The sequence below is a fragment of the Cupriavidus sp. L7L genome (assembly GCF_004353535.1).
Lineage (GTDB): Bacteria > Pseudomonadota > Gammaproteobacteria > Burkholderiales > Burkholderiaceae > Cupriavidus > Cupriavidus oxalaticus_A.
Genome location: NZ_SMNY01000022.1, coordinates 232,957 through 257,849, shown reverse-complemented (window position 1 = coordinate 257,849; position 24,893 = coordinate 232,957). Strand labels below are relative to the sequence as shown.

20 protein-coding genes and 2 pseudogenes are annotated in these 24,893 nt (G+C 69.7%); 9 read left to right on the top strand and 13 right to left on the bottom strand.

Going from position 1 to position 24,893, the window contains the following annotated elements:
- Positions 1-11 precede the first annotated feature (11 nt).
- The 3 genes from E1J61_RS20635 to E1J61_RS20625 all read right to left on the bottom strand — a co-directional run bounded on the left by E1J61_RS20635 (position 12) and on the right by E1J61_RS20625 (position 2,341).
- Positions 12-524, bottom strand: a complete 513-nt coding sequence (locus E1J61_RS20635; RefSeq protein ID WP_133095869.1) for a DUF6644 family protein — start codon at positions 522-524, stop codon at positions 12-14.
- Positions 525-539: 15 nt separating this feature from the next.
- Positions 540-902, bottom strand: a complete 363-nt coding sequence (locus E1J61_RS20630) for a DUF6152 family protein (RefSeq protein ID WP_133095868.1) — start codon at positions 900-902, stop codon at positions 540-542.
- Between the two features lie 113 nt (positions 903-1,015).
- Positions 1,016-2,341, bottom strand: a complete 1,326-nt coding sequence (locus tag E1J61_RS20625; protein ID WP_133095867.1) for a tetratricopeptide repeat protein — start codon at positions 2,339-2,341, stop codon at positions 1,016-1,018.
- 218 nt (positions 2,342-2,559) lie between these two features.
- On the opposite strand from E1J61_RS20625, the gene E1J61_RS20620 reads away from it, so the two are divergent.
- Positions 2,560-3,009, top strand: a complete 450-nt coding sequence (locus E1J61_RS20620) for an FKBP-type peptidyl-prolyl cis-trans isomerase (protein WP_133095866.1) — start codon at positions 2,560-2,562, stop codon at positions 3,007-3,009.
- Positions 3,010-3,028: 19 nt separating this feature from the next.
- Here the strand turns inward: E1J61_RS20620 and E1J61_RS20615 are convergent, their stop codons facing one another.
- Both E1J61_RS20615 and E1J61_RS20610 read right to left on the bottom strand, forming a co-directional pair.
- Positions 3,029-3,886, bottom strand: coding sequence for a VacJ family lipoprotein (locus E1J61_RS20615; protein ID WP_133095865.1), 858 nt, complete (start codon positions 3,884-3,886; stop codon positions 3,029-3,031).
- Between the two features lie 32 nt (positions 3,887-3,918).
- Complete coding sequence (locus tag E1J61_RS20610) at positions 3,919-6,561, bottom strand: MMPL family transporter (RefSeq protein ID WP_133095864.1); 2,643 nt, start codon at positions 6,559-6,561, stop codon at positions 3,919-3,921.
- 175 nt (positions 6,562-6,736) lie between these two features.
- Between E1J61_RS20610 and E1J61_RS20605 the strand changes: the two genes are divergently transcribed.
- Positions 6,737-7,369: a phospholipid-binding protein MlaC gene (locus tag E1J61_RS20605; RefSeq protein WP_133095863.1), complete on the top strand. Its 633-nt coding sequence runs from the start codon at positions 6,737-6,739 to the stop codon at positions 7,367-7,369.
- On the opposite strand, the pseudogene E1J61_RS20600 reads toward E1J61_RS20605, so the two are convergent.
- From E1J61_RS20600 to ispH, 4 genes and pseudogenes are all read right to left on the bottom strand, one after another.
- A pseudogene (locus E1J61_RS20600) lies at positions 7,366-7,739 on the bottom strand (lysylphosphatidylglycerol synthase domain-containing protein); the annotation flags it as partial. The gene E1J61_RS20605 and the pseudogene E1J61_RS20600 overlap by 4 nt on opposite strands.
- Positions 7,738-8,034 (bottom strand): annotated as a pseudogene (locus tag E1J61_RS20595) (ChbG/HpnK family deacetylase); the annotation flags it as partial. The pseudogenes E1J61_RS20600 and E1J61_RS20595, both read right to left, overlap by 2 nt.
- Before the next feature lie 100 nt (positions 8,035-8,134).
- On the bottom strand, positions 8,135-9,307 hold the full coding sequence (hpnH, locus tag E1J61_RS20590; RefSeq protein WP_133095862.1) for an adenosyl-hopene transferase HpnH: 1,173 nt from the start codon (positions 9,305-9,307) through the stop codon (positions 8,135-8,137).
- A gap of 21 nt (positions 9,308-9,328) precedes the next feature.
- Positions 9,329-10,354, bottom strand: a complete 1,026-nt coding sequence (gene ispH / locus E1J61_RS20585) for a 4-hydroxy-3-methylbut-2-enyl diphosphate reductase (RefSeq protein ID WP_133095861.1) — start codon at positions 10,352-10,354, stop codon at positions 9,329-9,331.
- Between the two features lie 233 nt (positions 10,355-10,587).
- Between ispH and hpnA the strand changes: the two genes are divergently transcribed.
- Complete coding sequence (gene hpnA, locus E1J61_RS20580; protein ID WP_133095860.1) at positions 10,588-11,592, top strand: hopanoid-associated sugar epimerase; 1,005 nt, start codon at positions 10,588-10,590, stop codon at positions 11,590-11,592.
- 51 nt (positions 11,593-11,643) lie between these two features.
- Here the strand turns inward: hpnA and E1J61_RS20575 are convergent, their stop codons facing one another.
- From E1J61_RS20575 to E1J61_RS20565, 3 genes are all read right to left on the bottom strand, one after another.
- A complete protein-coding gene (locus tag E1J61_RS20575; protein ID WP_133095859.1) occupies positions 11,644-12,792 on the bottom strand; it encodes a glycosyltransferase in 1,149 nt (382 codons plus the stop codon).
- A gap of 172 nt (positions 12,793-12,964) precedes the next feature.
- Complete coding sequence (locus tag E1J61_RS20570; RefSeq protein WP_133095858.1) at positions 12,965-14,344, bottom strand: amino acid permease; 1,380 nt, start codon at positions 14,342-14,344, stop codon at positions 12,965-12,967.
- A 466-nt stretch (positions 14,345-14,810) separates the two neighbouring features.
- A complete protein-coding gene (locus E1J61_RS20565) occupies positions 14,811-15,875 on the bottom strand; it encodes a beta-propeller fold lactonase family protein (protein ID WP_133095857.1) in 1,065 nt (354 codons plus the stop codon).
- Positions 15,876-16,189: 314 nt separating this feature from the next.
- On the opposite strand from E1J61_RS20565, the gene E1J61_RS20560 reads away from it, so the two are divergent.
- The 5 genes from E1J61_RS20560 to E1J61_RS20540 all read left to right on the top strand — a co-directional run bounded on the left by E1J61_RS20560 (position 16,190) and on the right by E1J61_RS20540 (position 20,773).
- Complete coding sequence (locus tag E1J61_RS20560) at positions 16,190-16,951, top strand: NADPH-dependent F420 reductase (protein ID WP_133095856.1); 762 nt, start codon at positions 16,190-16,192, stop codon at positions 16,949-16,951.
- A gap of 173 nt (positions 16,952-17,124) precedes the next feature.
- Positions 17,125-18,675 carry a DUF1800 domain-containing protein gene (locus tag E1J61_RS20555; protein ID WP_371704658.1) on the top strand — a complete coding sequence of 517 codons (1,551 nt, stop codon included), beginning with the start codon at positions 17,125-17,127 and terminating at the stop codon, positions 18,673-18,675.
- Between the two features lie 27 nt (positions 18,676-18,702).
- Positions 18,703-20,037 carry a DUF1501 domain-containing protein gene (locus E1J61_RS20550; RefSeq protein ID WP_133095854.1) on the top strand — a complete coding sequence of 445 codons (1,335 nt, stop codon included), beginning with the start codon at positions 18,703-18,705 and terminating at the stop codon, positions 20,035-20,037.
- Positions 20,038-20,129: 92 nt separating this feature from the next.
- Positions 20,130-20,372 carry an antitoxin gene (locus E1J61_RS20545; protein WP_133095853.1) on the top strand — a complete coding sequence of 81 codons (243 nt, stop codon included), beginning with the start codon at positions 20,130-20,132 and terminating at the stop codon, positions 20,370-20,372.
- Positions 20,372-20,773 (top strand): type II toxin-antitoxin system VapC family toxin, encoded by a 402-nt coding sequence (locus tag E1J61_RS20540; RefSeq protein ID WP_133095852.1) that lies wholly within the window; start codon positions 20,372-20,374, stop codon positions 20,771-20,773. The genes E1J61_RS20545 and E1J61_RS20540 overlap by 1 nt, the downstream gene beginning before the upstream one ends.
- 17 nt (positions 20,774-20,790) lie before the next feature.
- Here the strand turns inward: E1J61_RS20540 and E1J61_RS20535 are convergent, their stop codons facing one another.
- Positions 20,791-23,430 (bottom strand): penicillin-binding protein 1A, encoded by a 2,640-nt coding sequence (locus E1J61_RS20535; RefSeq protein ID WP_133095851.1) that lies wholly within the window; start codon positions 23,428-23,430, stop codon positions 20,791-20,793.
- Between the two features lie 318 nt (positions 23,431-23,748).
- Between E1J61_RS20535 and E1J61_RS20530 the strand changes: the two genes are divergently transcribed.
- Positions 23,749-24,819 (top strand): porin, encoded by a 1,071-nt coding sequence (locus E1J61_RS20530; protein ID WP_133095850.1) that lies wholly within the window; start codon positions 23,749-23,751, stop codon positions 24,817-24,819.
- The last annotated feature ends 74 nt before the right edge of the window (positions 24,820-24,893 follow it).

The following is a 24,893-nucleotide window of genomic DNA, read 5'->3' as shown; positions in this document are numbered from 1 at the left end:
CGGTGCGTCCCTCAGACGTAGGCGATCAGGCGTCCGGCACAGATCACCAGCACCCACATCACCACCGACACGATGGCACTGATGCGCGCGCCGGCCGGCGGCGCGCGCTCAACGTCCCAGCCGAGCCGGCTGTCATGCAGCCGCCGGTAGGGCACGGTGTGGAACCACGCGACGTTGAGCAGCGCCAGCGCGACCAGGCACAGCTTGGCGAGGAAGGCGGGATTGGTGGCCAGTTCGTCCGCGTGCGCCATGAACAGCAGCACGCCGCTGGCGGCGACGGCGATAAAGGCCGCTACCGTGAACGGCAGTGCATGGCGCAGCAGCAGGCTGACCGGCAGCCGGCGCCCGAGCCCGGCCAGGCGCATGTCAACCACGACGATGGAGCCGAACAGCAGCGCCATGCCGGCGAGATGGACGATTTCCACCGCCGGGTAGGCCCACGGGGAGGAGCGCAACGCGGCAGCGAACGGCAGCCGTGCCAGCCCGGCGGCCCATTCGCTCCATTGCGCCAGCAGTGCCGCCATGGCGCGCGTGGCGGCTCAGCGCAGCTCGACGGTCTTGCCGTCCACGGTGATGCGCTCGGCGCGCAGCTCATCGGCCTTGTCCTTGCTGGCGTAGCCGACCAGCGTGACCTCGCGGCCCACGGCGACCTTGTCGGCGGTGGCGCCGCGCGCTTCCATGCGCGACACCGGCGCAAGGATCGCCAGCCAGCGCTTGCCGCCCGCATCGATGCGGATATGCGCGTGCGGGTTCTCGTAGTGGCTCTCGACGATCTTGCCGGTCAGCGTCAGGGGCTTGGTCTCGTCGTAGGTCGACCAGCCGTGGTGGGCCAGGGCGGGTACAGCGGCCAGCGCCAGCGTGGCGCTGGCGGCGAGCATCAGCGAGCGGAAGCGGTTCGGCATGGGGCGGTCTCCGGTCAGGTGCTGGGTCGGGGGCGCTCGGGTGCGGCCAGGTGCGGTCAGGTGCAGTATAGGCGGCGCTGGGCCGCCTCGCGGGTCCGCTTTATGGGGCCACATCATGGCCGGCAGCTGTCCGCGCGCTGCACCAGCCGGTGCAGGCTCGGGCTCACGGGCCTGAGCGCGGCACGCTCGGCAGTCAGCGCAATCGCCAGGTTGCGGCGGCCGGCACGCAGTGCCGACTCGAGCAGCGTCAGGCCGATCACGTCGCGCTGCGCATGGCTGCCGCCGAAGCGATGGGCGATCAGCCGCACCGGCAGCAGCAGGTCGATCGCCCCGGTGTAGTCGCCCTGCTCGAACGCGATCAGCGCATCGGCAACGGGGAGTCCCACGTCACGCGCCATCATGGCGTTGGTGCCGTTGCCCAGCGCGGCGCGCTCGAGCGCGGCCCGCAACTGGTCGACGGCCGCCGGCCGGTGCGCGCCCAGGCTCGCCATCACGGCGTGGACGTCGTTGAAGGCGTAGTATCCGGCCGCGCCGCGGCCCAGCCAGTCGTCCGCCACGGGCTGCCAGCGCGTGCCTACGTCGACGCCACGCAGGCGCAGCCGCCACAGCAGCGCGGAGGCATCCACCAGGTCCAGCGCGATCGCCGGCGCCGGGCGGCTGATCTCGTGGTCGTACAGTGCCAGCACGTCGTCGGTGTTGCCCGCTTCGAGCTGGAACAATGCCAGGTGCCACCAGTTGTGCACGGCCAGCATGTTGTCCTCGGACCAGTCGTCGCGGCGTGCATTCAGCCAGGCGATGCCGTCGTCGAGCCGCCCCTGCATCTCCATCACGTGCGCCACCGCGTGCACCGCCCACGGGTCGCGCGGGTTCAGTTCCAGCGCGCGCCGGCCGCTTTCCTCGGCGCGGCCGTAGAGCTGGGTTTCTTCCAGCCCGAACGCATGCATGCCGAGCAGGTAGCCGTAGCCCGGCATGCCTTCGTCCCAGTGCGGGAGCACCTGCGAGATGCGGTCGCGCAGCATCGACGACTGCCCCAGCAGGAAGTCGCCCAGGTGCGCCACCTGGATCGCCAGCAGGTCGCGCGGATAGTCGACCACGATATCGCCGTACAGCCGCAGCGAGCGCTCAAACTCGCCGTCCAGCCACGCGCGCGCCGCGGCCAGGTGGCGCTGCTCGCGCTCGTTCAGCCCGCCCAGCGCCTCGCCGGCTTCCACGCTGTCGCGCAGCATGGGCTCGGCGGTGCCGTCGCCGGCGGTCAGCATCAGGCCGGCGCGCAAGGCATGGCCCATGGCAAAGCCGGGATCGGCGTCGAGCGCGGCGTCGATGACGCCGAGCGGGTCGCCGTAGTAGCCGTTCAGCAGTCGCAATGCCGTCTCGTACAGCTCGACCGAGCGGGCGTTTTGGGTGGTGACCGCGAGATCCCTTGAGTCCGTCAATGCCATGGCATCCTCCGTGCGGCCCGGCCGCGCCGGGACTGTCAGAATCATCGTAGACCGCAAAACGGGGCATGCAACGGGCCCTGTGTCGCAATCCGGCGCATACGCCGCATACGCCGCATGGCGCAACCCGCCTGTGCTCCATCGGGCGCTGGCACGCCGAGGGGATGCCCGCCTAAGTTACACTGCCGCATCCCAATCACGACAACACGATGGCCTTTTCCATGAAAACTCTCGCGCTTTTTGTCGGATCCCTGACTCTGGCCTGCGCCGCTGCCTCTGCCATGGCGGCGGGGCCGGCTGCATCCACCCCGGCCGCCCCCGCCGCCCCCGCGGCGCCGCAGGCGCTGCCTTCGGGCATGACCATCCAGCACCTGGTCAAGGGCACCGGCGCCTCGCCCAAGGACACCGACACGGTACAGGTCCACTACCGCGGCACGCTCGCCGACGGCACCGAGTTCGACAGCTCGTACAAGCGCGGCCAGCCGATTTCGTTCCCGCTCAACCGCGTGATCCCGTGCTGGACCGAAGGCGTGCAGGCGATGCAGGTGGGCGGCAAGGCCAAATTGACCTGCCCGGCCTCGACCGCCTATGGCGCGCGCGGCGTGCCGGGCACGATTCCGCCGAACGCGACGCTGACGTTCGAGGTGGTGCTGCTCGGTATCGGCAGCTGATCCGGGCGCAGGCGCCGCCTCAGCGCGGCGCCACCGGCTGCGTCGGCGTCGGCGCAGCGGCCGGCGCGGCAGGCTTGCTGTCCTTGCTGTCCTTGCTGTCCTTGTTGTCCTGGTTGTCGCCCTTGCCGCTCGCGTTGTCCGCGTTGTCCGCGTCGTCCTCGTCGCCATAGTCGGGCAGCGCCGTGTTTTCCCCCAGCAGGTAGCGCCTGCGCTGCAGGTACGCGTCACGCACGAACGCATACTTGTCCAGCGCCGCCAGCGACAGCAGGTCGGTCGCGCCCAGCAGGTTGGTGCGCACGTCGACCACGTTGGCGGCAAACAGCGAATTCCGTACCGCCGGTTCGGCATAGGTGATGGGATCGAACTGGAAATTCACATACAGGCCCACGCCGTCGCGGAATGAACTCGGACCGAACAACGGCAGCACCAGGTAGGGCCCCGACGGCACGCCCCACGTGCCCAGCGTCAGGCCGAAATCCTGCGAACGCTTTTCCAGCCCGGCCGGCGTGGCGATATCGATCAGCCCGCCCAGCCCGAGCACGGAATTGACCGCGACCCGCATAAAGCTTTCGGCCGCCGCCACGCCCTTGCCCTGCAGCAGGTTGTTGGCAAAGTTGCCGACGTCGGCGAGATTCGAGAAGAAGTTGGTGACGGCGGTGCGAACGGGCTCCGGCGTGACCGCCTTGTAGCCCTGCGCGACCGGCTTGGCCACGTACTGGTCGAGCTTGTCGTTGACCTTGAACACGGCGCGGTTCATCGGTTCGAGCGGATCGTCGGGGTTGGCCTGCGGGCCGGTGGCGCAGCCGGCGAGCAGGGCCGCGGCGGCAATGGCGGCAAGGGAAATGGCAGGCGCGCGCGGGCGGGTGCGGAAAGGCATCGTACGAAAAAGGTGCGGGAAGTCGGGACGGCTCAGGGCGAAGGCGCGGCGGTTTTGTCGTGGCCGGGCTGCGCCTCTTCGCGCGGGCGGCCCATCAGGATCGGCTGGAAGAACACCGCGCCCACCAGCGTGCATACCAGTGCCAGCGCCAGCAGCTTGCCCATGCTGGCGGTGCCGGGATGGTGCGACAGCCACAGGCTGCCGAAGGCGGTGGCGGTGGTGGCGGCGCTGTACAGCACCGCATGCGTCAGGCTCGATTGCAGCAGCTTGGTCTTGCCGTGCCGCCAGGCGATCACGTAATAGATCTTGAAGGCCACGCCGATGCCCAGCAGCAGCGGCAGCGCGATCACGTTGGCAAAGTTCAGCGCAATGCCGAACAGCACGCACAGCTCCAGCGTGACGATGGCCGACACCAGCAGCGGCACCAGCGTGCGCAGCACGTCGCCGAAGCGGCGCAGCGTGATCCACAGCAGCAGCGTGATCGACAGCACCGCCCAGGCGCCGGCCTGCCCGAATGCCGTCATGATGGTGTTGGCCGAGCCGCGCACGGCGATGGGCCCGCCGGTGGCGGCAGGCTCGGCGCGCTGCACCGCGGCGATAAAGCGGTCCAGCGCGGCCTCTCGCTGCGCGCTGCCGGCCGGCGGCAGCTTCGGGCTGATGCTGACCAGCGCGCGGCCATCGGGCGTGACCCAGTCGCGCACCAGTTCAGGCGGCAGTGTCTCGCGGCTGACCGGGCGCGGGCTGAGCGCGAGCCTGAGCCGGGCCAGCGCCAGCTGCAGCGGCAGCGCGATCGCGCGCTCGGCGCGGTCGCGCGTGGCCGCGTTGGCGCCGGCGAGTTTCTTCAGCGTGGCCGACAGGTGCGCGGCTTCGGCCGCGCCGGGGCCGGGATGCTCGTCGGCGGCGATGGCGAGCTGGCGCGCCGCGTTGCGCAGCGCATTGACGCGGGCGGTGTCGTTCGCGGGCGTGGCGGTGGGCTGCGTGAGCGCCGGCATCAGCGCGGCCGACGCCTGCGCGATCGCCTGCAGCTTGGGCGGCTGGTCTTCCGGGATAAAGCTCTGCAGCGTGACCGCGCGCGCCACCTCGGGCAGGGCCGCGAGCCGGGCGGCGCTGTCGCGCGCCGCCTGCAGCGACGGCGCCAGCACGCTCACGTTTTCGGTGCCGGCCTGCGGCGCGTCCTTCAGCGCCAGCAGCGTCGCCATCGATTCGGACTGCGGGTCCTTCAGGTGCAGCGGATCGAAATCGAAACGCAGGCCCGGCAGCAGCGGCGCGCCGGCGAGGATGGCCAGCAGCGTCACCAGCAGCACCGGCTTGCGGTAGCGCTCGAAGAACAGGTCCGCCGGCGCCAGCCAGGCAAAGCCGGGCGCCTCGGCTTCGCCGCCGGGCCGCAGCACGCAGACCAGCGCCGGCAGCAACGTGAAGGTGGTGGCGAACGCGATCATCATGCCGACGCCGGCGATCAGGCCCAGCTCGGCCACGCCGCGGTAATCGGTCGGCAGGAAGCAGAAGAACGCCGCCGCGGTCGCGGCCGCGGCCAGCGCAAGCGGCGCGCCGACCGCGTGCGCGGCCATTCCCAGCGCCTCGACCGCGTGGTCGCGGTCATGGCGCTCGGCGCGGTAGCGCACCCCGAACTGGATGCCGAAGTCCACGCCGAGGCCGACGAACAGCACCGCGAACGCCACCGAGATCATGTTCAGCGCGCCCACCATGGCCAGTCCCAGCGCCGCAGTGATCACCAGCCCGGCGAACAGGCTTGCCAGCACGGCCACGATCAGCCGCGCCGAACGCAGCGCCAGCCACAGGATCAGCACCACCACCAGTACGGTCAGCACGCCGTTGAGCGCGGCGCCGTCGCTGACCGAGGCAAATTCATCGTCGGCGAGCGCCTGCGGGCCGGTCAGCCGCACCGTCGCCTGGTAGCGCTGCGCCAGCTGCAGGTCGGCGGCCGCCTGCCGGATCGCGCGCGAGGCCGCGGCGCCGGCCTGCAGGTCGCTGTAGTCGAGCACCGGGCTCACGGCGACGTAGCTGTAGGCATGGCCGCCGGGGCCGGGCTTGAGGCTGTCTTCGACCAGTCCGGCCCACGACAGCGCCGCGGGCCTGCCGGCCAGCACCTGGTCCAGTGCCTGTGCGCTGCTGCCGAGCAGCTTGGCCATGTCGCCAAGCTTGACCTGGCCCAACTGCAACGGCAGCGTCAGCGTGGTGGTGAGCGTATCGGAGAGGCCACGCAGCGTGGGGTCGTGCGCCAGCGCGCTGACCAGCGGGCGCGCCTGCACGAGTTGCTGCGACAGCTGGCGGACTTCGTCGGAACTGGCGAACAGCAGCCCGTTGCGCGCGAAGAACGCTCCCCCGCCAGGCTGGACGACGGCGGTGAAGCGCGCCGGCTGGCGGCGCAATGCCTCGGCCAGCGCATCGGCGGCGGCATCTGCCAGCTCCGCGGCTGGCGCCTGGACCACCGCCAGGAGCAGCTGGCTGCGCTGCGGGAAGGCGGCATTGATGGCGGCATTGCGCTGTGCCCACGGCGCGTCCGATTCGAGCAGGCGGCCGATGTCGGTGTTGATCGCGAAGTTGCGCGCGACGTAGACGCCGCTCGCAGCGCTCAGCAATGCCGCCAGCATGATGACCCGCCAGGGCCAGGCCGTGGCGAGCCGGACGATGCGTGTCAGCAGCGTAGTCAGCATGGGCGGATCCGGAAGGAGCACGAACCGCGAGTATATCGGCTGGCGGCGTGGCATATGCGGCATACGGGGCGGAGCAGCGCAGGAGTGTTCCGCTTATACTGGCCGCACACTTGCCAACCGCGCCTGACAGCCATGCGCCACACGCGCGGCTACCCTGTCCTTCCTGCACGAGATCATGAAGAGTTACGGTTTGCTCCCCCTGGTGCCGCTTGCGGCGGTGGTCATGGTTGCAACGGCGCACGCCCAGGCGGTCCAGCCCGGCGCCAGCCCCGAGAAGCTGGTGCAGACGGCGGTCGAAGGCGTGGTCGGCACGATCCAGTCCAACCCCGACACGCGCGCCGGCGACCTCGCCAAGATCACCGCGGTCGTGCGCAAGCAATTCCTGCCTTATGCCGATTTCCGGCGCACCACGCGGCTGGCGGTCGGCAGCGCCTGGCGCAGCGCGACGCCCGAGCAGCAGAAGCAGCTCTACGAGCAGTTCGAGACGCTGCTGGTGCGCAGCTACGCCGTATCGCTGGCGCAGCTGCGCGAGCAGAACGTCAAGTTCCGCTACCAGCCGTCCAAAGCCGGCAGCGACGCCTCCGACGTGGTGGTGCAGACGCGCGTGATCAACAATGCCGACGAGATGCAGATCGACTACCGGCTGCAGCGCACCGCCGCCGGCTGGCGCATCTATGACATCAACATGATGGGCGCGTGGCTGATCGAGGTGTATCGCAAGCAGTTCGCCGATATCGTCGCGCGCGCCGGCGTGGACGGACTGGTGAGCTACCTGACCACGCACAACGCCCGGCAGAACGCCGACTAGGCTTTTCCCGCCTCGCGCGCGCGGCTGCGGCGCCAGCGCCGCAGCTCCGCCCACTGCCACGACAGCAGCGCCGGCACGCCGAACAGCACCTCGCGCGCGCGCTTGACCAGCGCCAGCGCCAGCCGACCTGCGCATCCATCCCCAGCGCCTGCCCCAGCAGCATCACCACCGCTTCCTGCACGCCGAGCCCCACTGGCACGAAGAACGTGACGTTGCGCGCGGCCTGCGTCAGCGCCTCGATCGCCAGCGCATGCCAGAACGGCACCGGGTGGCCCAGCAGCATCAGCGCAAACCACACTTCCAGCGTGCCGGTGACCAGCCCCGCGAGCTGCCACAACACGGCGCTCACCAGTTCGTTGTGGCGGCGGTTGCAGGATCAGGGCCAGCACGGTCGGGTGCAGGTGGAAATGCTTGTGCGTGTTGACATGGTCCAGCGGCAGCCCGGTCGCGGCGAAGGCGTCGAACTGCGCGCGGATCTCGGCGGCCAGCTGGCGCCGCACATGCGGCAGGAAGAAGAAGCGGCAGCCGTCCAGCGCCATGGTCGAGCCGAAGCGGCCCTGCGCATCGACCAGCGCCGGGATCCGCGCGCGCGGCAGCGTGGCGGGCCCGTCAGCCAATACCACGTGCAGGCCCACGCGCAATGACGGCAGCCGGCGCGCGCGCTTCGACGGCGCGCCACCGACGCCGCGGCCAGCGCAAGCCCGCCGACACGCAGGTCAGCGCAGCGCCGGTCAGGCTGGCGGCGAGCATGGCACGGTTCCGGGATCAGTGCGTGGCGGCGCCTTCGGCCTTGGCCGCCTGCCGGCCCTGATTGGCGGGCGGCTTCGCGCGCTGGATTTCCTCGAGCTTGATCTCGACGTGGCGCGAGAATACGTACTCCGCCGGCCGCTGCCGGTCCAGCGCAATATCGGGCGCCATCGGCCCGCTGGTGCGCACGCCGCGCAGGCTCACGCCCAGCGCCTTGAGCGGGTGGGCGAAGGTATCCGCCACCGCGGTGGCCTCGTAGCCGCTGTGCACCATGCAGTCGGCGCACTTCTCGTAGTTGCCGGTGCCGTAGGCGTCCCAGTCGGTCTCGTCCATCAGCTCGCGGAAGGTCTTGGCATAGCCCTCGCCGACCAGGTAGCACGGCCGCTGCCAGCCGAACACCGTGCGCGCCGGGTTGCCCCACGGCGTGCAATGGTAAGTCTGGTTGCCCGCCAGGAAGTCCAGGAACAGCGTCGACTGGCTGAAGGCCCAGTTCTTGCCCGCGCGGCCGCGGCCGAGGATGTCGCGGAACAGCTGCCGGGTCTTGCCGCGGTTCAGGAAATGCTGCTGGTCGGGCGCGCGCTCATAGGCATAGCCCGGCGACACGGTGATGCCGTCCACCCCCAGCGCCTTGACCGAGTCGAAGAAACTGGCCACGCGCTCGGGCTCGGCATCGTTGAACAGCGTGCAGTTGATATTGACGCGGAAGCCGCGTTCCTTGGCCTGCCGGATCGCCGCCACCGCGCGGTCGTAGACGCCTTCCTGGCACACCGAGCGGTCGTGCATCTCGCGGTCGCCGTCCAGGTGCACCGACCAGATGAAATAAGGGCTGGGCTGGTACTGGTCCAGCTTCTTCTCCATCAGCAGCGCGTTGGTGCACAGGTAGACAAAGCGGCGCCGGGCGATGATGCCCTGCACGATCTCCGGCATGTCCTTGTGCAACAGCGGTTCGCCGCCGGCGATCGAGACCACCGGCGCGCCGCATTCGTCGACCGCGTCCAGGCATTCCTGCACCGACAGGCGCTGGTTCAGGATGGGATCGGGGTAGTCGATCTTGCCGCAGCCCGAGCAGGCCAGGTTGCAGCGGAACAGCGGCTCCAGCATCAGCGCGAGCGGATACCGTTTTTGCCGCGACAGATGCTTGCCGACGATGTAGGCGCCCACGCGGGCAACCTGCAGGAGCGGGATGGCCAAGGCAGCTTCCTCTGGTTGGGTTCAGCCGGCGATATTCTCGCTGGTGCCGGCAGCGGCAGGCGCGGTGTCGGCTTCGGCGCGGGCGGCGGCCTTGCCAGCCTTGCGCGGCGCGGCGGATGGCCTGACCTCGGCCAGTTCGGCGGGCAGGCGGAATTCGGCATGCTCCTCGCGCCCTGCCATGGTGGTGACCTCGACCGGGCCCAGCTTGCGCAATGCGGCGATCACGTCCTCGACCATTTCCTCGGGCGCCGAGGCGCCGGCGGTGATGCCGACCACGTTGGCGTCGCGCACCCAGGCCGGGTCCAGCTCGCTGCCGTCGGCGATCAGGTAGCTGGGCACGCCGCTTTCGGTGCCGATCTCGCGCAGGCGGTTGGAGTTGGAGCTGTTGGTCGCGCCGATCACCAGGATGACGTCGGCCAGCTTGCACAGGTCGCGCACGGCGCTCTGGCGGTTTTGCGTGGCGTAGCAGATGTCGCGCGTATCGGGGCCGACCAGGTTGCTGAAGCGGCGGGCCAGCGCGGCGATGATATTGCGGGTGTCGTCAACGCTCAGCGTGGTCTGCGTGACGTAGGCCACCGGCGTTTCGGGCGGCAGGTCCAGCTGCTCGACCTCGGCCTCGTTCTGCACCAGGATCACCTTGCCCGGGATCTGGCCCATGGTGCCTTCCACCTCGGGATGGCCGGCATGGCCGATCAGGATCACGGTGCGGCCGCTGGCAGCGTACTGGCGGCCCTGGGTATGGACCTTGATCACCAGCGGGCAGGTGGCGTCGATGGCATGCAGCTGGCGCTGGCTGGCATCGGCGACGACCGCGCGGGAAACGCCGTGCGCGCTGAAGATGGTCACGGCGCCGGTCGGAACTTCGTCGAGTTCTTCGACAAAACGCGCGCCTTTTTCTTTCAACCCCTCTACTACGTGCTTGTTATGCACAATCTCATGCCGCACGAACACCGGCGCGCCGTGCTTGACGAGGGCGCGGTCGACGATCTCGATCGCGCGCACCACGCCGGCACAGAAGCCGCGGGGCTGAGCCAGAATCACCTGCATAAAGTAGACCCCCAGACCCTTTGCAACGGGTTTCAGCAATTGGGATGGCCGGATTTGCGATCCACAGGCCGGCGCCGCACCGGAGATTCATCAGGATCACATTTCCGTCGCACGATGGTTACTATATACCCGACACGCGCGCTTTGTCTGGCAGCCCCGCGACCCGGCGGGCCGGACGGCGAGCGCGGCCCGCCGCCTTTGCGGCGCTTGTACCACACCGGGAAAACGGCTTTATGACGAGAAACGATGACGTGCTGGTGACAGGAGCCTCGGGTTTCCTCGGGTCGGCGATAGTGCGGCAGGCCCTGGCGCAGGGTTTCAGCGTGCGCGTGCTGGTGCGCCCGCAGAGCCCGCGCACCAACCTGGCCGGCCTGCCGGTGACGGTGGCCGAGGGCGACATGCGCGACGCCGCCGCCGTGGCCGCCGCGCTGCAGGGCGTGCGCTACCTGTTCCACGTTGCCGCCGATTACCGGCTGTGGGCGCCCGATCCGGAGGAGATCGTGCGCACCAACGTCGATGGCACGCTGGCGGTAATGGAAGCCGCGCAGCGCGCCGGCGTCGAGCGCGTGGTCTATACCAGCAGCGTTGCCACGCTGCGCGTCGCCGGCGCGCAGGCGCCGGTGGACGAGACCGCGCCGATGCACCCGCACGAGGCCATCGGCGCCTACAAGCGCAGCAAGGTGCTGGCCGAACGCGTGGTCGAACGGCTGGTGGCCGAGCATGGCCTGCCCGCGGTGATCGTCAACCCGTCGACGCCGATCGGGCCGCGCGACGTCCGGCCCACGCCGACCGGCCGCATCATCGTCGAGGCGGCGACCGGCAAGATCCCGGCCTTCGTAGATACCGGGCTGAACCTGGCGCATGTGGACGACGTCGCCGAGGGCCATTTCCTGGCACTGGAGCGCGGCCGCACCGGCGAGCGCTACATCCTGGGCGGTGACGACGTGATGCTGCAGCAGATGCTGCGCGATATCGCCGAGCTGTGCGGCCGGCGTCCGCCCACCATGCAACTGCCGCGCTGGCCGCTGTATCCGCTGGCGCGTGCGGCGGAAGCGGCGGCGCGGGTGACCGGCAAGGAGCCGCTCATTACCGTCGACGGGCTCAATATGTCGCGCTACCGGATGTTCTTCACGTCGGCCAAGGCGCGCCAGCAGTTGGGCTATGCGCCGCGCGCTTACCGCGAAGGGCTGCGCGATGCGCTGGCATGGTTCCGCACGCAGGGATATCTTGGCAAATGAGCGGCAGGTGAGCGGCAGGTGAGCGGCAGGTGAGCGGGTGAGTGCTGCGCCTCAGGACCGCACCGGCGCCTGTGCCCGCCCCTTCCACTGCCCGCCGCGGCGCAGCCAGTAGCGCCGCGCCGAGTCGATGGTGGCGCCGAGGTAGAACAGCGCCGTCACCGGCAGCAGCGGCGCCAGCCATGCCGGCTGGCGGTACTCGCGCAGCATCGGCAGGTAGGCAAACGCCATCGCGCCCCATGCCAGCCACGCCGGCCACAGCCGCCAGCCGCCGGCCAGCGCCAGCAGCGGCGGCGCCAGGTAGGTCAGCGCCATGCCGGCCACCGCGCCCGCCAGCAGCAGCGGCGAATAGCGCAGCTGCGTATAGGCGCTGCGCGCGATCATGTCCCACAGGCTGCGCCAGTCGTCATAGGGACGCAGCGACAGGCTGTCGTCGGCCAGGTCCAGCCGGATCGCGCCGCCGGGCTTGATGCGCGCCGCCAGGCTGCAGTCGTCGATCAGCTCGCCGCGGATCGCGGCAAAGCCGCCGATGCGCGCCAGCGCCGCGCGCCGGGCCAGCATGCAGCCGCCCGCCGCCGCGGCCACGCGCGAGCGCGGGTCGCGCACGCGCGCGAACGGGTAGAGCTTGGCAAAGAAAAAGACAAACGCGGGCACGACCAGCCGCTCCCACGCCGATTCGCAGCGCAGCCGCACCATCAGCGAGACCAGGTCGCGCCGCTCGTGCTCCGCGCGCGCCACCAGCGATGCCAGCACGCCGGGGCCATGCCAGATGTCGGCATCGGTCAGCCAGACATAGCGGGCGCGCGCAGCGATGCGGTCGGCTTCGGCCAGCCCCTCGGACTGGGCCCAGACCTTGCCGCTCCAGCCGGGCGGCAGCTCGCGCGCGCCGGTCACCGCAAGCGCTTGCGGACGCGCGGTCGTCGCGGCAGCGGCGCGGGCGAGATCGGCGGTGCCGTCCTGGCTGTGGTCATCGACCACCACCAGCGAGAGCTGCCCCGGATAGCGCTGGCCGAGCACGCCTGCGACCGCGCGCGCGATCACCGCGGACTCGTTGCGGGCCGGGATGATGGCGACCACGTCCGGCCATTGCGCCGGCGCCGGTGCGGCGGCCGGCTTGTGCACGCGCCAGAAGCCGGCGCGCAGCCACAGCAGCCCGCACCAGATCGCCAGCGTCAGCAGCGACAGCGCCAGCGCGATATCCATGGCGATTTCAGCAAGTGGCACGCCGGCAGGCATTGGCGGCGAGGCGGCGTGGTTGGCGCGGTGCGGCGCAGGTGTCAGGCGTCTCGGACATTCGGCCCCCTGGCAATGGATTGCCCGGGGCCATTGTAGCGAGGCGCGCTGTCACGCGCACCTCGCGCGCACCCGCGCTCGTTCAGGCGCGGTAGCTGACCGGCCCGCGCGAGCGCATGTCCAGCGCGTAGTAGCAGATTGTCAGCAGCACCAGCCAGCCCGGGCCCACGTACAGCGCCACGCGCGTTTCCGGGAAGTAGGCCATCAGCGCCACCACCAGCGCCAGGAACGCCAGCGCGATGTATGAACCATACGGCCAGAACGGCATGCGGAAGGCCAGCGCCTTGCGCTCGGCCGCCGACAGGCCGCGGCGGAAGTTGATCTGCGTGACCAGGATGATGGCCCAGGTCCAGACCGCGCCGAAGGTGGAGATCGCGGTCACCCAGACGAACACCTTTTCCGGCACCAGGTAGTTGAGCAGCACGCCGCACAGCAGCGCGGCGATCGACACCAGCAGCGCGCGGCGCGGCACGCCGTTGCGGTCTACCCTGGCGAAGGCCGCCGGCGCCTGGCCCTGCAGCGCCAGGTTGTACAGCATGCGCCCGGTGCTGAAGATGCCGCCGTTGCACGACGACAGCGCCGCGGTCAGCACCACGAAGTTGATGATGCCGGCGGCGGTCTTGATGCCCAGGCGCTCGAAGGTCAGCACGAACGGGCTGCCCTGCGCGCCGATCTCGCTCCACGGGTACAGCGACAGGATCACGAACAGCGCGCCCACGTAGAAGATCAGGATGCGCCAGAACACCGAGTTGATCGCGTCCGGGATCGACTTCTTCGGGTTGCGCGCCTCGCCGGCGGTCAGGCCGATCATCTCCACGCCCAGGTAGGCAAACATCACCATCTGCAGCGACATCAGCACGCCCGAGGCGCCATTGGGCATGAAGCCGCCATGCGCCCACAGGTTGGAGATGCCGGTGGCGACGCCGCCGTTGCCGAAGCCGAACACAATCATCGCGCCGCCGCCGAACAGCATCAGCACGATGGTGACGATCTTGATCATGGCGAACCAGAACTCGAACTCGCCGTAGGCCTTGACCGCCATCAGGTTGACCGAGCCCATCGCGGCCAGCGCGGCCAGCGCCCAGATCCAGCGCGGCACGTCGGGGAACCACATGCCCATGTAGATGGCCACCGCGGTGATCTCCGCCACGCAGGTCACCAGCCACAGGAACCAGTAGTTCCAGCCGGTCAGGTAGCCCGCCAGCGGGCCCATGTGGTCCTGCGCGTAGCGGCAGAAGGAACCGGCCACGGGGTTGTGCACGGCCATCTCGCCCAGCGCGCGCATGATCAGGAAGATCATCGCGCCGCCGATCAGGTAGGCCAGCATGATGGCGGGGCCGGCCATCTTGATGGCGTTGCCGGCGCCCAGGAACAGGCCCACGCCGATGGCCGAACCCAGCGCCATCAGGCGGATGTGGCGTTCGCCCAGGCCGCGTTGCAGATGCTCTGCGCTTGCACTCATGTCTCGTTGTCTCCGTGTGATCAGAATGGCCGCGCCGGCCCTTGTGGGGCTGGCGGGGAGCAGCATATCTTCGCGTTCGCTACGGGCCTGCGCCGAGGCGGCAATACGCCACACCGCGCAATCCGCGTGCGCCGGTGAGGCAGCCGCCGTCAGGAAATGTCCAACAAGAGGCCTGGCCGCAAACGGAAAATAGCGGGCAGGTTAATAAGATCACGGGGGAATTTGTTGCTGAATTGCCGTAAAAATTTACGAAAAATTGCTATGCCTGCTGTGGTAACTGCTTGTTGTGCAACACCGTGTCGGTACGTTGCACGGCGTTGGGCGCCCATTCCACGCCGCCGTTTGGGCCCGGCAGCATGCGCGCGCCTTGTGGGGTGGGCAGGGTGCAGGCTGGCGCGAAGAACGTGGTGTCGATCCTGTCGGGCAGCCCTACCGCGGCGGCGCCGGTGAAATGACGCCGCGCCGCTTACGGCGAATCGATCGAACCCACGCTTTTCGGAAAGGTCACGATGCCCCAGCTCAGCGGCAGCCCGTCGAACTGCTTCACCGGCTTGTAGGTGCGCGCGTCGAAGACCAGGACCGCATTGGAGCGGCCGCACGCCACCAGCAGCCGCGCATCGTCCGGCGTGAAGCTGAAATGCCAGCAGCGCTTGCCGACCGGGATCTCGGTCAGTAGTGCGAAGGTCTGCGCATCGAACACCTGCAGGGAGTCGGCGCGCGACGCGGCGACGAACAGCCGCGCGCCGGCGCGATCGAACGCCACGCCGTAGGGACCGGTGCGCGTCGGCACGGTGCGCTGCACGCGGAAGTCCGTGGCGTCGAGCACCACGAAGGCGTTGGTGTTTTCCAGCGTCACCACGTAGCGGGCGCCGTCGGGGCTTGCCTTGATCCCGCGCGGGCGCGAGCCGGCCGGCATCGGCAGCAGCTTCACTTGCCTGCCGCTGGCTTTTTCGTAGACCGTGACGGTGTCGTCGCCTTCGTTGGTGACCAGCATCAGCTTGCCATCGCGCGAGAACTCGATCCCTTCGGTTTCCAGCCCGCTGCGGATGGTCCGGCTCACACGCCAGTCTTTCAGGTCGATCACGGCGATTTCAGCCGGCAGCGGCTTGTCGTCAGTGCCCTTGCCCTTTGCAGGCGGCGTCGGCGCGGCGCCGGGCGGGCCGGAGCGCTCGCCCGGTTCGAACGTGACGAAGGCCTGGTCGCCCGCCATGCGCACGAACTCCGGGTTCTGCCCGATCGGCACGCGCCGGACCGGCTGGCCGGTGGCCAGTTCGATCACCGACACGTCGCCGGTGTCCTTGTTGGCCGCCAGCAGGTATTTGCCATCGGCGGTCACGCCCAGCCCGCGCGGGCCCTTGCCACCCGCCGGCAGACTGGCGACGGCTTCGAGCCGCTCCAGGTCGATGACTGCGATACCGCCGCCTTCGGTCGATACGTAGGCCTGCGCCGCGTGGGCTACGAGCGGGCACGCCAGCGCAAGCAAGGCGGCCGCGAAGCTGCATGGCGTACGGCGTAACAGATTCGAGAGCATGGCGATTCCTCCTCGCCGTCGGTGACTGTCTGGATTGGCGGGAAAAGCCTGTGGCTCGATGCAAGCCTGGCAACGGGGTCGGGCGTGGGCCATGGGGTTCCCCTTTCCCCTCTCGCGCCGCATCGCGCGGGCGGCTGTAACGCAGACTTCGTGGCGTGGCGCAAATGCTACCTAATCTAGTCCAGCGCGCAGGCAGTGCCAAGCGCGATGGCCCGGCAAGCCATTTTTTCGCCTAGAGTTCGTTGGGCGGCCGGTGTGCGGCAGGAGATGCGCATGGTGGCCGCGCGGGCAAGCAATCATCCTGGGAGCGCGCGATGCAAGAGCCGGCCAATGTCTTCAATCCCGAACGTCGCCGCATGCTGCGAACGGGGGCAATGGCCATGGTGGCGCTGAGCTTGCCGCCGTTGAGCGCCTGTGCCCGGAAGCCGGCTGCCGCCAGCGACGCGGGTCCGGGGCGCATCGGCGTGATCGGCTCCGGGCGCATTGGCGGCACCATCGGCGGCCTGTGGGTCAAGGCGGGGCACCCGGTCCTGTTCTCGTCGCGGCATCCTGAAGCGCTCAAGCCGCTGGTCGACGGCCTTGGCCCGCTGGCGCGGGCGGGAACGGTCGCCGAGGCAATCGCCTTTGCCGACGTGCTGTTTCTCGCCACCCCGTACAACGCCTTGCCGCAGCTAAGCCAGGAGAATGCCGGGGCATGGTCGGGCAAGATCGTGCTGGATGCCACCAATGCCTTCGCCCAGCGCGACGGCGCGATTGCCGACGAAGCGCAGCGCAACGGCATTGGCATCACCACGGCGAAATACCTGCGCGGCGCGCGCGTGGTGAGGGCGTTCAACTTCATGGGCGCGACCAACTTTGCCAATGAACATCACCGGCCCGGCGGCCTGATCGCCGTGCCGATCGCCGGTGACGACGAGGCGGCGCTGCAGGTGGCGGCGCGGCTGGTGCGCGACGCGGGGTTCGAGCCGGTGGTGGTGGGGCCGCTGGCCAGCGCGGACAGGTTCGCGCCAGGCGGACCCCTGTTTCGGCAGATCGGCACGGCCGAAGAATTCCGCAGGAAGATGAGCGGGCAATAGGGCCGGTCGCCGCGACCTTACCGCGCGCACGTACCGATCAGCGCTGCCGATCGTGCAAGGCAGCCGCCCGCCAAGCGCACATGTCAACGGAAACGCGCTTGCCCCGTAACATTGACAGTGGGCATGACAAGGAGGCGGGCATGGATGCGGCGCAACAGGCGGGACATGGCAGGATGCCGCGGCGGCTGGCCGCCTGGCGCGCCGGCGCAGCGGTGGTGCTGGCCGCCTGCGCAGGCGCCTGTGCCCAGATGCCGGACGTCGGCAGCGACAGCGCGACCGACCTGCGCTGGCTCAGTACCGTCAGCTTCGGCGCCGACCAGGCCAGCCTGGCCGAGCTGCGCCGACTGGGACGCACAGACTATCTGGAGCGCCAGCTCGCCATGCCGCTGGCGGATCCGCCCGAACTTGGGGCCGCCATCGCCGCGCTGCCGGCCCTGCAAGGCGACCCCGGCGCGCCGCTGCTGGCTGCGCGGCAGGCGCGCGAGCGCATCGACGCGCTGGCCGACGCAGACAGCAAGCAGCAGGCCCGCCAGGCCCTGAACGAAAAAGGCCGCGAGCTGGTGGCCGATACCGCGCGGCGCCACCTGCTGCGGGCGCTGTACTCGCCGGCGCAACTGCGCGAGCAGATGACGTGGTTCTGGATGAACCACTTCAATGTCTATTCGGGCAAGGGGCAGGTGCGCTGGCTGCTGCCCGACTATGAGGAAGGCGCGATCCGCCCCCATGCCCTGGGCCGCTTCCGGGACCTGCTGATGGCCACCGTCACCGCGCCGGCGATGCTGCTCTACCTCGACAACGCGCAAAGCAGCGCCAACCGCATCAACGAGAACTACGCGCGCGAGCTGATGGAGTTGCATACGCTGGGCGTGGCGGGCGGCCCCAGCGGCTCGCGCTACACCCAGCAAGACGTGCAGGAACTGGCGCGCGTGCTGACCGGCGTAGGCGTCAACCTGCGCGGCACGCCGCCGCGGCTGCCGCCCGCGCGCGCGGCGCTGTACCGCAGCGACGGCGCGTTCGAGTTCAATCCGGCGCGGCATGACTTCGGCGCCAAGACGCTGCTGGGCCAGCGCATCGAGCCGGCCGGGTTTGCCGAGGTCGAGCGCGCGGTGGCGATCCTGTCGCGCGAGCCGGCCACGGCGCGATTTATCAGTGCCAGGCTGGCCGCTTATTTCATCGCCGACAACCCGCCGCCCGCACTGGTCGACCGCATGGCCCAGACCTTCGCGCGCACCGATGGCAATATCGCCGCGGTGCTGCGCACCATGCTGCTGGCGCCCGAGCTGGACCGGCTGCCGGCTTCTTCCCCGCGCAAGTTCAAGGATCCGGTGGTCTACGTGGTGTCGTCGCTGCGGCTGGCCTACGAAGGCCGGCCGGTCGCCAACCTGCGCCCGGTGCTGAACTGGCTGAACCAGCTGGGCCAGCCGCTGTATGGCCATGTGACACCCGACGGCTATCCCGCGGCGGAGAGCGCCTGGGCCAGTTCCGGGCAGATGGTGCGGCGCTTCGAGATTGCGCGCGCAATCGGCTCGGGACCGGCCGGATTGTTCGCCGGCGATGCGGGCACGCCGCGCGGCGCGCGCTTCCCGGTGATCGGCAACAAGCTCTACTACGACGGCATCGAAGCCACGCTTGGCCCGGCAACGCGCGCGGCGCTGGCGCAGGCGGCCTCGCAGGCGGAGTGGAATACCGTGCTGCTCAGCTCGCCCGAATGGATGCAGCGCTGACGCGCACGGGAAAGGAAGGAGCTCGCCATGCGCCGCAGACAATGGCTCGGCACGATGGGCGCCACCGCGCTGGCGTGGGCGCTGCCCGCCACGGTGTCGCGCGTCTGCGCGCTGCCGGCGCAGGCCGACGCCCGCTTCCTGCTGGTGTTCCTGCGCGGCGGCTATGACGCCGCCAGCGTGCTGGTGCCGGCCGGCAGCGACTTCTATTACGCGGCGCGCCCCAATATCGCGATCCGGCGACCGCCCGCCGCCGGAGCGGACCCCGACCCCGGCGCCGCGGTCGCGCTGGCGCCGGCCTTTGCCGCCGACAGCGCCGCGCGCGGCATCGGCGGCTGGGCGATGCACCCGGCACTGGCGCCGGCCATGCTGCCGCTGTGGCAGCGCGGGCAGCTGGCCTTCGTGCCGTTTGCCGGCACGCATGACTTGTCGCGCAGCCACTTCGAGACGCAGGACACCATCGAGGCAGGGCTGCCGGGCGCGGGCGACGATCCACGCGACCACAGTCGCAGCCAGCTCGCCGCGCTGCGCGGCAGCGGCTTTCTCAACCGCCTGGCGCAGGCGATGGGCGGCCAGGCCGCGCCGGTGGCCTTCACCGATGGCCTGCCACTGGTGCTGGCGGGGCCGCGCGGCGTGCCCAACGTCTCGCTCAAGGGCAGCGGCCGCACCCCGTTCGACGCGCGCCAGGAACAAATGCTGGCGCAGATGTACCGCGGCACGCGCTTCGAGTCGCTGATCGACGAAGGCTTCGAGCTGCGCCAGGCGGTTGCGCGACAGGCCGAGGCGGCCGCAGGGGACATGGCAGGTGGCAGCAACATGGCCGCGCGCCAGCAGGAGATGCAGGCCGCCAACCGCCGCTCGCTCAGCGCGCGCGGCTTCGAAATCGAGGCGCGGCGCATGGCGGGGCTGATGCGCGAGCGCTTCAACCTCGGCTTTATCGACGTCGGCGGCTGGGATACCCACGTCAACCAGGGCGCGGCGCAGGGCCAGCTCGCCAGCCTGCTCGACAACCTCGGCCGCGGCCTGTCGGCCTTCGCCGACGGTATGGGGCCGGCGTGGGGCAATACCACGGTGGTGGTGCTGTCGGAGTTCGGCCGCACGTTCCGCGAGAACGGCACCCGCGGCACCGACCATGGCCATGGCACCGTCTATTGGGTGGCCGGCGGCGCGGTGCGCGGCGGGCGCATCGCGGGCGAGCAGGTCGCGGTGGAGCGCGCGGCGCTGAACCAGGACCGGGACTGGCCGGTGCGCAATGAGTATCGGGCGGTGCTGGGCGGGCTGCTCCAGCGGTTGTACGGCTTGGATGCGGGGCGGCTGGAACAGGTGTTTCCAGGGGGGCGGGCCGGTGATCTGGGACTGATTTGAGTCGTCGACGAGGCACTGCGGCGATTTGAGCCGGCTCTCATTGCAGTACCCCGGCATTTGGCATATGCTTTGGCATATGCGAAGGAGGTTCCATGACGACAACCGACGAAATCCGCCATGTCAGGCTGTTCCGCAACGGTCGCAACCAGGCAATCCGCATCCCGCGCGAGTTCGAGCTGCCCGGGGACGAGGCCATTCTTCGCCGCGAAGGCAACCACCTCATCATTGAGCCGGTCGCGGCCACGCCGTTGCGGGCGCTGCTGTCGCAATGGGAGCCGATCGACGACGATTGGCCGACGATCGACGACTTGCCAGCCGAGGACGTCAATCTCTGATGGCCTTGTTCCTGCTCGACACCAATATCATTTCCGACGCCATTCGCAATACTCGTGGGGCTTGCGCGGCCCGGATCGAAGCGACCGACCCCGATAGTCTCTGCACATCGATCATCGTCGCGGCCGAATTGCGCTTCGGCGCAGCAAAGAAGGGCTCATCGGCGCTCAGCCAGCGTGTCGGCCAGGCACTGGCCGGCCTGCGCGTCCTGCCCCTCGGCGGTGACGCGGATCACTGCTACGGCGAGTTGCGTGCAGCACTGGAGCGCAAGGGCACAGTCATCGGAGCCAATGACATGCTGATTGCCGCGCATGCGCTCTCGCTTGGGGCTGTTTTGGTCACCGACAACATGGGTGAATTTTCCCGCGTGAACGGACTGCGCTGCGAGAACTGGATGGCGTAAGCCCGCCAGTGCCTGCTTTAGCCGGGCGCGACGCTGCTCTGGTTATTGCTTTCCGGCGTCACCGGTGCCGGCGGTATTGGCGCTGCGGGTACGGGCGCAGCCGGCGCCGGCCGCCCGGCCGGATACGCAGGCGCCGCAGGCGCATTGGAGCCTGCTGGATCGGGCGGCGGGGCAGGCGGCGTCGCGGGCGTGACCGGTGCCTGCGATGCCGCTGGTGCCTGCGCTGGACTTGCCTCAAAACCCGGCGGCACCGCCATCACTGTTTCCCCCTGATCCAGCGCCAGGCTGGACTCTTCCCCGCCACTGCCCCCACCGCTCCCCGGCGCTGAGGCCGACGCCATCGGCGTGCTCGCCGGCGGCGCCACATCCGCCTCGGGCGCCGGCAGCGCCGGACGGCGCGGCGCCGGGCGCGGCGCGGTGGCGTCGTTGGCCTTGTCGCGGCTGAACAACTGGGCCCACCAGCCGCGCACCTGGTTGCCGAGCGAGGCGAACACATGGGTTTCCTCGTACTCGGCAAAGCGGGCGCTACCGTCGATGATGCGGCCGCGCAGGGCGCGCTGGTAGAAGTCGCCGACCATCGGCAGCGCGCTGTGCGCGCCCTGGCCCCAGTAGTCGCTGCGCAGCGTGACGCGGCTGTCGTTGAAGCCGACCCAGGCGCCGGCGACCAGCTCCGGGTGCATCATGATGAACCAGCCGTCGGCGTTGTCCTGCGTGGTGCCGGTCTTGCCGGCCACGTCGGCGCGGATGCCGAAGCGCGAGCGGATGCCGGCGCCGGTGCCGCGGTCGATCACGTCGCGCATCACGTCGAGCAGGGTCTGCGTGGTGGCGTGGGGCAGGGCGTGCTCGGCGCGCGCCGGGCGGAATACCTGCAGCACATTGCCGTTGCGGTCTTCGATCCGCGTGACCATGGTCGGCGCGATGTAGTTGCCGGCGTTGGCGATGGTGCCGTAGGCGGCCACCATCTCCTTGAGCGTGACCGGGCTGGTGCCCAGCGCCAGCGACGGCACCTCGTCGAGCCGGCTTTCGCGCACGCCCATCTCGCGCGCCAGCCGCGCCACGCGCGCCGGGCCGACCTGCTGCATCAGCTGCGCGGTGATGGTGTTGCGCGAATAGACCAGGCCGTCGCGCAGGCTCATCGCGCGCCCGGTGGGGCGGCCCTCGTCGGACGGGCGCCAGATCTCGCCGCCGGCCAGCTCGATCTCGACCGGCTGGTCCATCAGCGTGTCGTCGGGCGACTTGCCTTCCTCGAACGCCGCGCCGTAGACGAAGGGCTTGAAGGTCGAGCCCGGCTGGCGGCGCGCCTGCTGCACGTGGTCGAAGGCGTCCTGCGTGTAGTCGCGGCTGCCGACCCAGGCGCGGATCTCGCCGTTGCGCGGATCGATGGCGAGAAAGCCCGCCTGGATCCGCGTCTTCTGCTGGTGCAGCGCGCGCATGAAGGCGCCATTGGCCAGCAGCTGCTTCATCGCGTCTTCGGACGGCGTGCCGGCGGCGGTGGCGGCACGGTATTCCGGCGACTCGCGCACGAAGGCCTGCACCAGCGCGCGGTCCGCGGCCCAGCCCGCGCGCGGCGCCCAGGCCGCGTTGGCGATCGCCTGCAGGCGGTTGCCTTGCTGCGCCACCGCCTGCGTGGCCATGGCCTGCAGGCGCGCGTCGATGGTGGTGCGCACCACCAGGCCGTCGGCGTAGATGTCGTAGCCGTTGCGGTCGGCCCAGCCGATCAGCCACTTGCGCAGCTGCTGCGCGAAATGCGGCGCGGGGCCGGGCGGCTCGGTCTGGCGCTCGAAGTCGATACGCAGCGGCCGGCGCTTGAGCTGCTCGTAGCGGGCCGCGTCGAGCTTGCCGCGCTTGACCATCTGCCCCAGCACGATATTGCGCCGGTCCAGCGCGCGCTCGGGGTTCAGCACCGGGTTGTAGTAGCTGTTGCCCTTGAGCATGCCGATCAGCGTGGCGCTCTGCAGCACATCGAGCGAGCGCGCCGGCTTGTCGAAGTACGTGCGCGCGGCCATCTCGATGCCGAACGCGTTGTACAGGAACGGCACCGTGTTCAGGTAGGTCTCGAGGATTTCGTCCTTGGTGTACAGGGCCTCGATCTTGAACGCGGTGATCGCTTCCTTGAGCTTGCGCGTCAGCGTGGGCGCGCGGCCGATCTCGTCGGGATAGAGGTTGCGCGCCAGCTGCTGAGTGATGGTCGAGCCGCCCTGGCGGTCGCCCGAGAAGGTATGCACCGCGGCCGAGGCAAGGCGGCGCCAGTCGAGCCCGTGGTGCTCATAGAAGCGGTGGTCTTCGGTCGAGATCAGCGCCGCCACCACGTTGGGAGAGATCTGCTTCAGCGGCACCCAGTCGCGGTTGGCCCACTTGAAGAGCGCCAGCTCCTTGCCGTCGGCCGACAGCACCTGCGCCGGCTGCTCGGACTTGGCCTTGCGGATGTCGCTGATGCCCGGCGTGAACGGCACCAGCACCAGCACGTACAGCAGCAAGGCTGCCGGCACCGCGGCCATGCCCACCAGCACGCCACGTCGCGTGGGGCGCAGCGAGCCGGGCCGGGTCAGGCCCAGGCGCGCGCTGCGCGCGCACAGGCCGGAAAGGCGTTGCTGGATCGAGGCGGGGAGCGGAGCCTGCAGCGAGGCTAGCCGGGTCTTGATCTCTGCCAGCTTCATGACGCGAAGCTGTCGAGGCAAGGGCACATGGCGGCAAGGAGCACTGGCATTACCGTCGTCGGAAAAGCCTGCATCCTACCAAAACGATCCCGTCGGTTGCAGGGAAAACCCCCATGCGAGTGCTATTCGGCACTTTGTGCTGCGTACTACTCGTCACAACGCTTTCATATTGCGCCAGCACAATGCGCCGGCCGCACTTGTGCGGACGTGCGCCGCCGCCGGGTCCTGCGCGGCCAGCCAGCTCAGGCCAGGATGGCCGACCGGTCCCGGTCGGTCCGGCGCGGTGTCATGGAATCACCATAAAACAGAGAAATCACAGTGAAGAAAGCTCTCCTTGCAATGGCGGCAGCAGTGGCCGCTACCGCGGTATCCGGGGTGGCCTCGGCCCAGTCCGCATCGAACATAACGCTGTACGGCATCGCCGATGCCGGCCTCGAAGTCATCAGCCACGTGCCCGGCACCAACGGTGCCCAGGGCACGGCCACCCGCCTGAACTCGGGCAACCTGTCCGGCTCGCGCTGGGGCGTGCGCGGCACCGAAGACCTGGGCGACGGCCTGAAGGGTATCTTCGTGCTGGAAAGCGGTTTCGATATCGATACCGGCACCTCAGGCCAGGGCAACCGCCTGTTCGGCCGCCAGGCCTACGTGGGCCTGCAGGGCGGCTTCGGCGCCGTCACGCTGGGCCGCCAGCAGAACGCGCTGTACGACCTGTTCGGCGCCTTCGACCCGATGGGCGTGGGCCCGCGCTACTCGCTCAACAGCGTCGACTCGGCCTTCAACGGCCGCGCCGACAACACCATCAAGTACACCGGCAAGTTCGGTGGCCTGACCGCCACCGGCTTCTACAGCTTCGGCCGCGACAACAACGGCGAAGTGCCGGGCGAACCCAAGGTCGCGCGCAACTTCGGCGGCGGGCTGTCATATGCCGCCGGCGGCTTCTCGGTCGGTGCCGCCTACGACCAGTACCAGGGCGCCACCGTGGCGCTGCAGGACCGCAGCGCCAAGCGCGCCGCGGTGGGCACCGCCTATGCCTTCGGCGACGCCAAGGTGTTCGCCGGCTACCGCTGGCTGAAGGACGATGGCGTCTCCAGCGCCACCGCCGCCGCGACCCGCAGCAACGTCTACTGGGCTGGCGCGCAGTACCGCTTCACGCCCGCCTTCCTGGTGACCGGCGCCGCCTACTACAACGACACCCGCAGCAGCGATGCCGATCCGTGGATGTTCGTGCTGTCGGCGGACTATTCGCTGTCCAAGCGCACCGACGTGTACCTGAACGTGGGCTACGCCAAGAACAAGAACGGCTCGGCCCTGGGCCTGAATGGCGTGGGCACCGTGGTCGCGGGCGAGAACCAGACCGGCGCCACCATCGGCATGCGTCACCGCTTCTGATCACCGCCGCCTGATGCCCGCCCGCGATGGCGCTCCGGCGCCGCGCACGGGCGGGCGCGTGATGTTCATATCGA

Coding starts and splice junctions, on each gene's coding strand:
- E1J61_RS20635 (WP_133095869.1), bottom strand. CDS start 524: ATGGCGGCACTGCTGGCGCAATGGAGCGAATGGGCCGCCGGGCTGGCA.
- E1J61_RS20630 (WP_133095868.1), bottom strand. CDS start 902: ATGCCGAACCGCTTCCGCTCGCTGATGCTCGCCGCCAGCGCCACGCTG.
- E1J61_RS20625 (WP_133095867.1), bottom strand. CDS start 2,341: ATGGCATTGACGGACTCAAGGGATCTCGCGGTCACCACCCAAAACGCC.
- E1J61_RS20620 (WP_133095866.1), top strand. CDS start 2,560: ATGAAAACTCTCGCGCTTTTTGTCGGATCCCTGACTCTGGCCTGCGCC.
- E1J61_RS20615 (WP_133095865.1), bottom strand. CDS start 3,886: ATGCCTTTCCGCACCCGCCCGCGCGCGCCTGCCATTTCCCTTGCCGCC.
- E1J61_RS20610 (WP_133095864.1), bottom strand. CDS start 6,561: ATGCTGACTACGCTGCTGACACGCATCGTCCGGCTCGCCACGGCCTGG.
- E1J61_RS20605 (WP_133095863.1), top strand. CDS start 6,737: ATGAAGAGTTACGGTTTGCTCCCCCTGGTGCCGCTTGCGGCGGTGGTC.
- ispH (WP_133095861.1), bottom strand. CDS start 10,354: ATGCAGGTGATTCTGGCTCAGCCCCGCGGCTTCTGTGCCGGCGTGGTG.
- hpnA (WP_133095860.1), top strand. CDS start 10,588: ATGACGAGAAACGATGACGTGCTGGTGACAGGAGCCTCGGGTTTCCTC.
- E1J61_RS20575 (WP_133095859.1), bottom strand. CDS start 12,792: ATGGATATCGCGCTGGCGCTGTCGCTGCTGACGCTGGCGATCTGGTGC.
- E1J61_RS20570 (WP_133095858.1), bottom strand. CDS start 14,344: ATGAGTGCAAGCGCAGAGCATCTGCAACGCGGCCTGGGCGAACGCCAC.
- E1J61_RS20565 (WP_133095857.1), bottom strand. CDS start 15,875: ATGCTCTCGAATCTGTTACGCCGTACGCCATGCAGCTTCGCGGCCGCC.
- E1J61_RS20560 (WP_133095856.1), top strand. CDS start 16,190: ATGCAAGAGCCGGCCAATGTCTTCAATCCCGAACGTCGCCGCATGCTG.
- E1J61_RS20555 (WP_371704658.1), top strand. CDS start 17,125: ATGCCGCGGCGGCTGGCCGCCTGGCGCGCCGGCGCAGCGGTGGTGCTG.
- E1J61_RS20550 (WP_133095854.1), top strand. CDS start 18,703: ATGCGCCGCAGACAATGGCTCGGCACGATGGGCGCCACCGCGCTGGCG.
- E1J61_RS20545 (WP_133095853.1), top strand. CDS start 20,130: ATGACGACAACCGACGAAATCCGCCATGTCAGGCTGTTCCGCAACGGT.
- E1J61_RS20540 (WP_133095852.1), top strand. CDS start 20,372: ATGGCCTTGTTCCTGCTCGACACCAATATCATTTCCGACGCCATTCGC.
- E1J61_RS20535 (WP_133095851.1), bottom strand. CDS start 23,430: ATGAAGCTGGCAGAGATCAAGACCCGGCTAGCCTCGCTGCAGGCTCCG.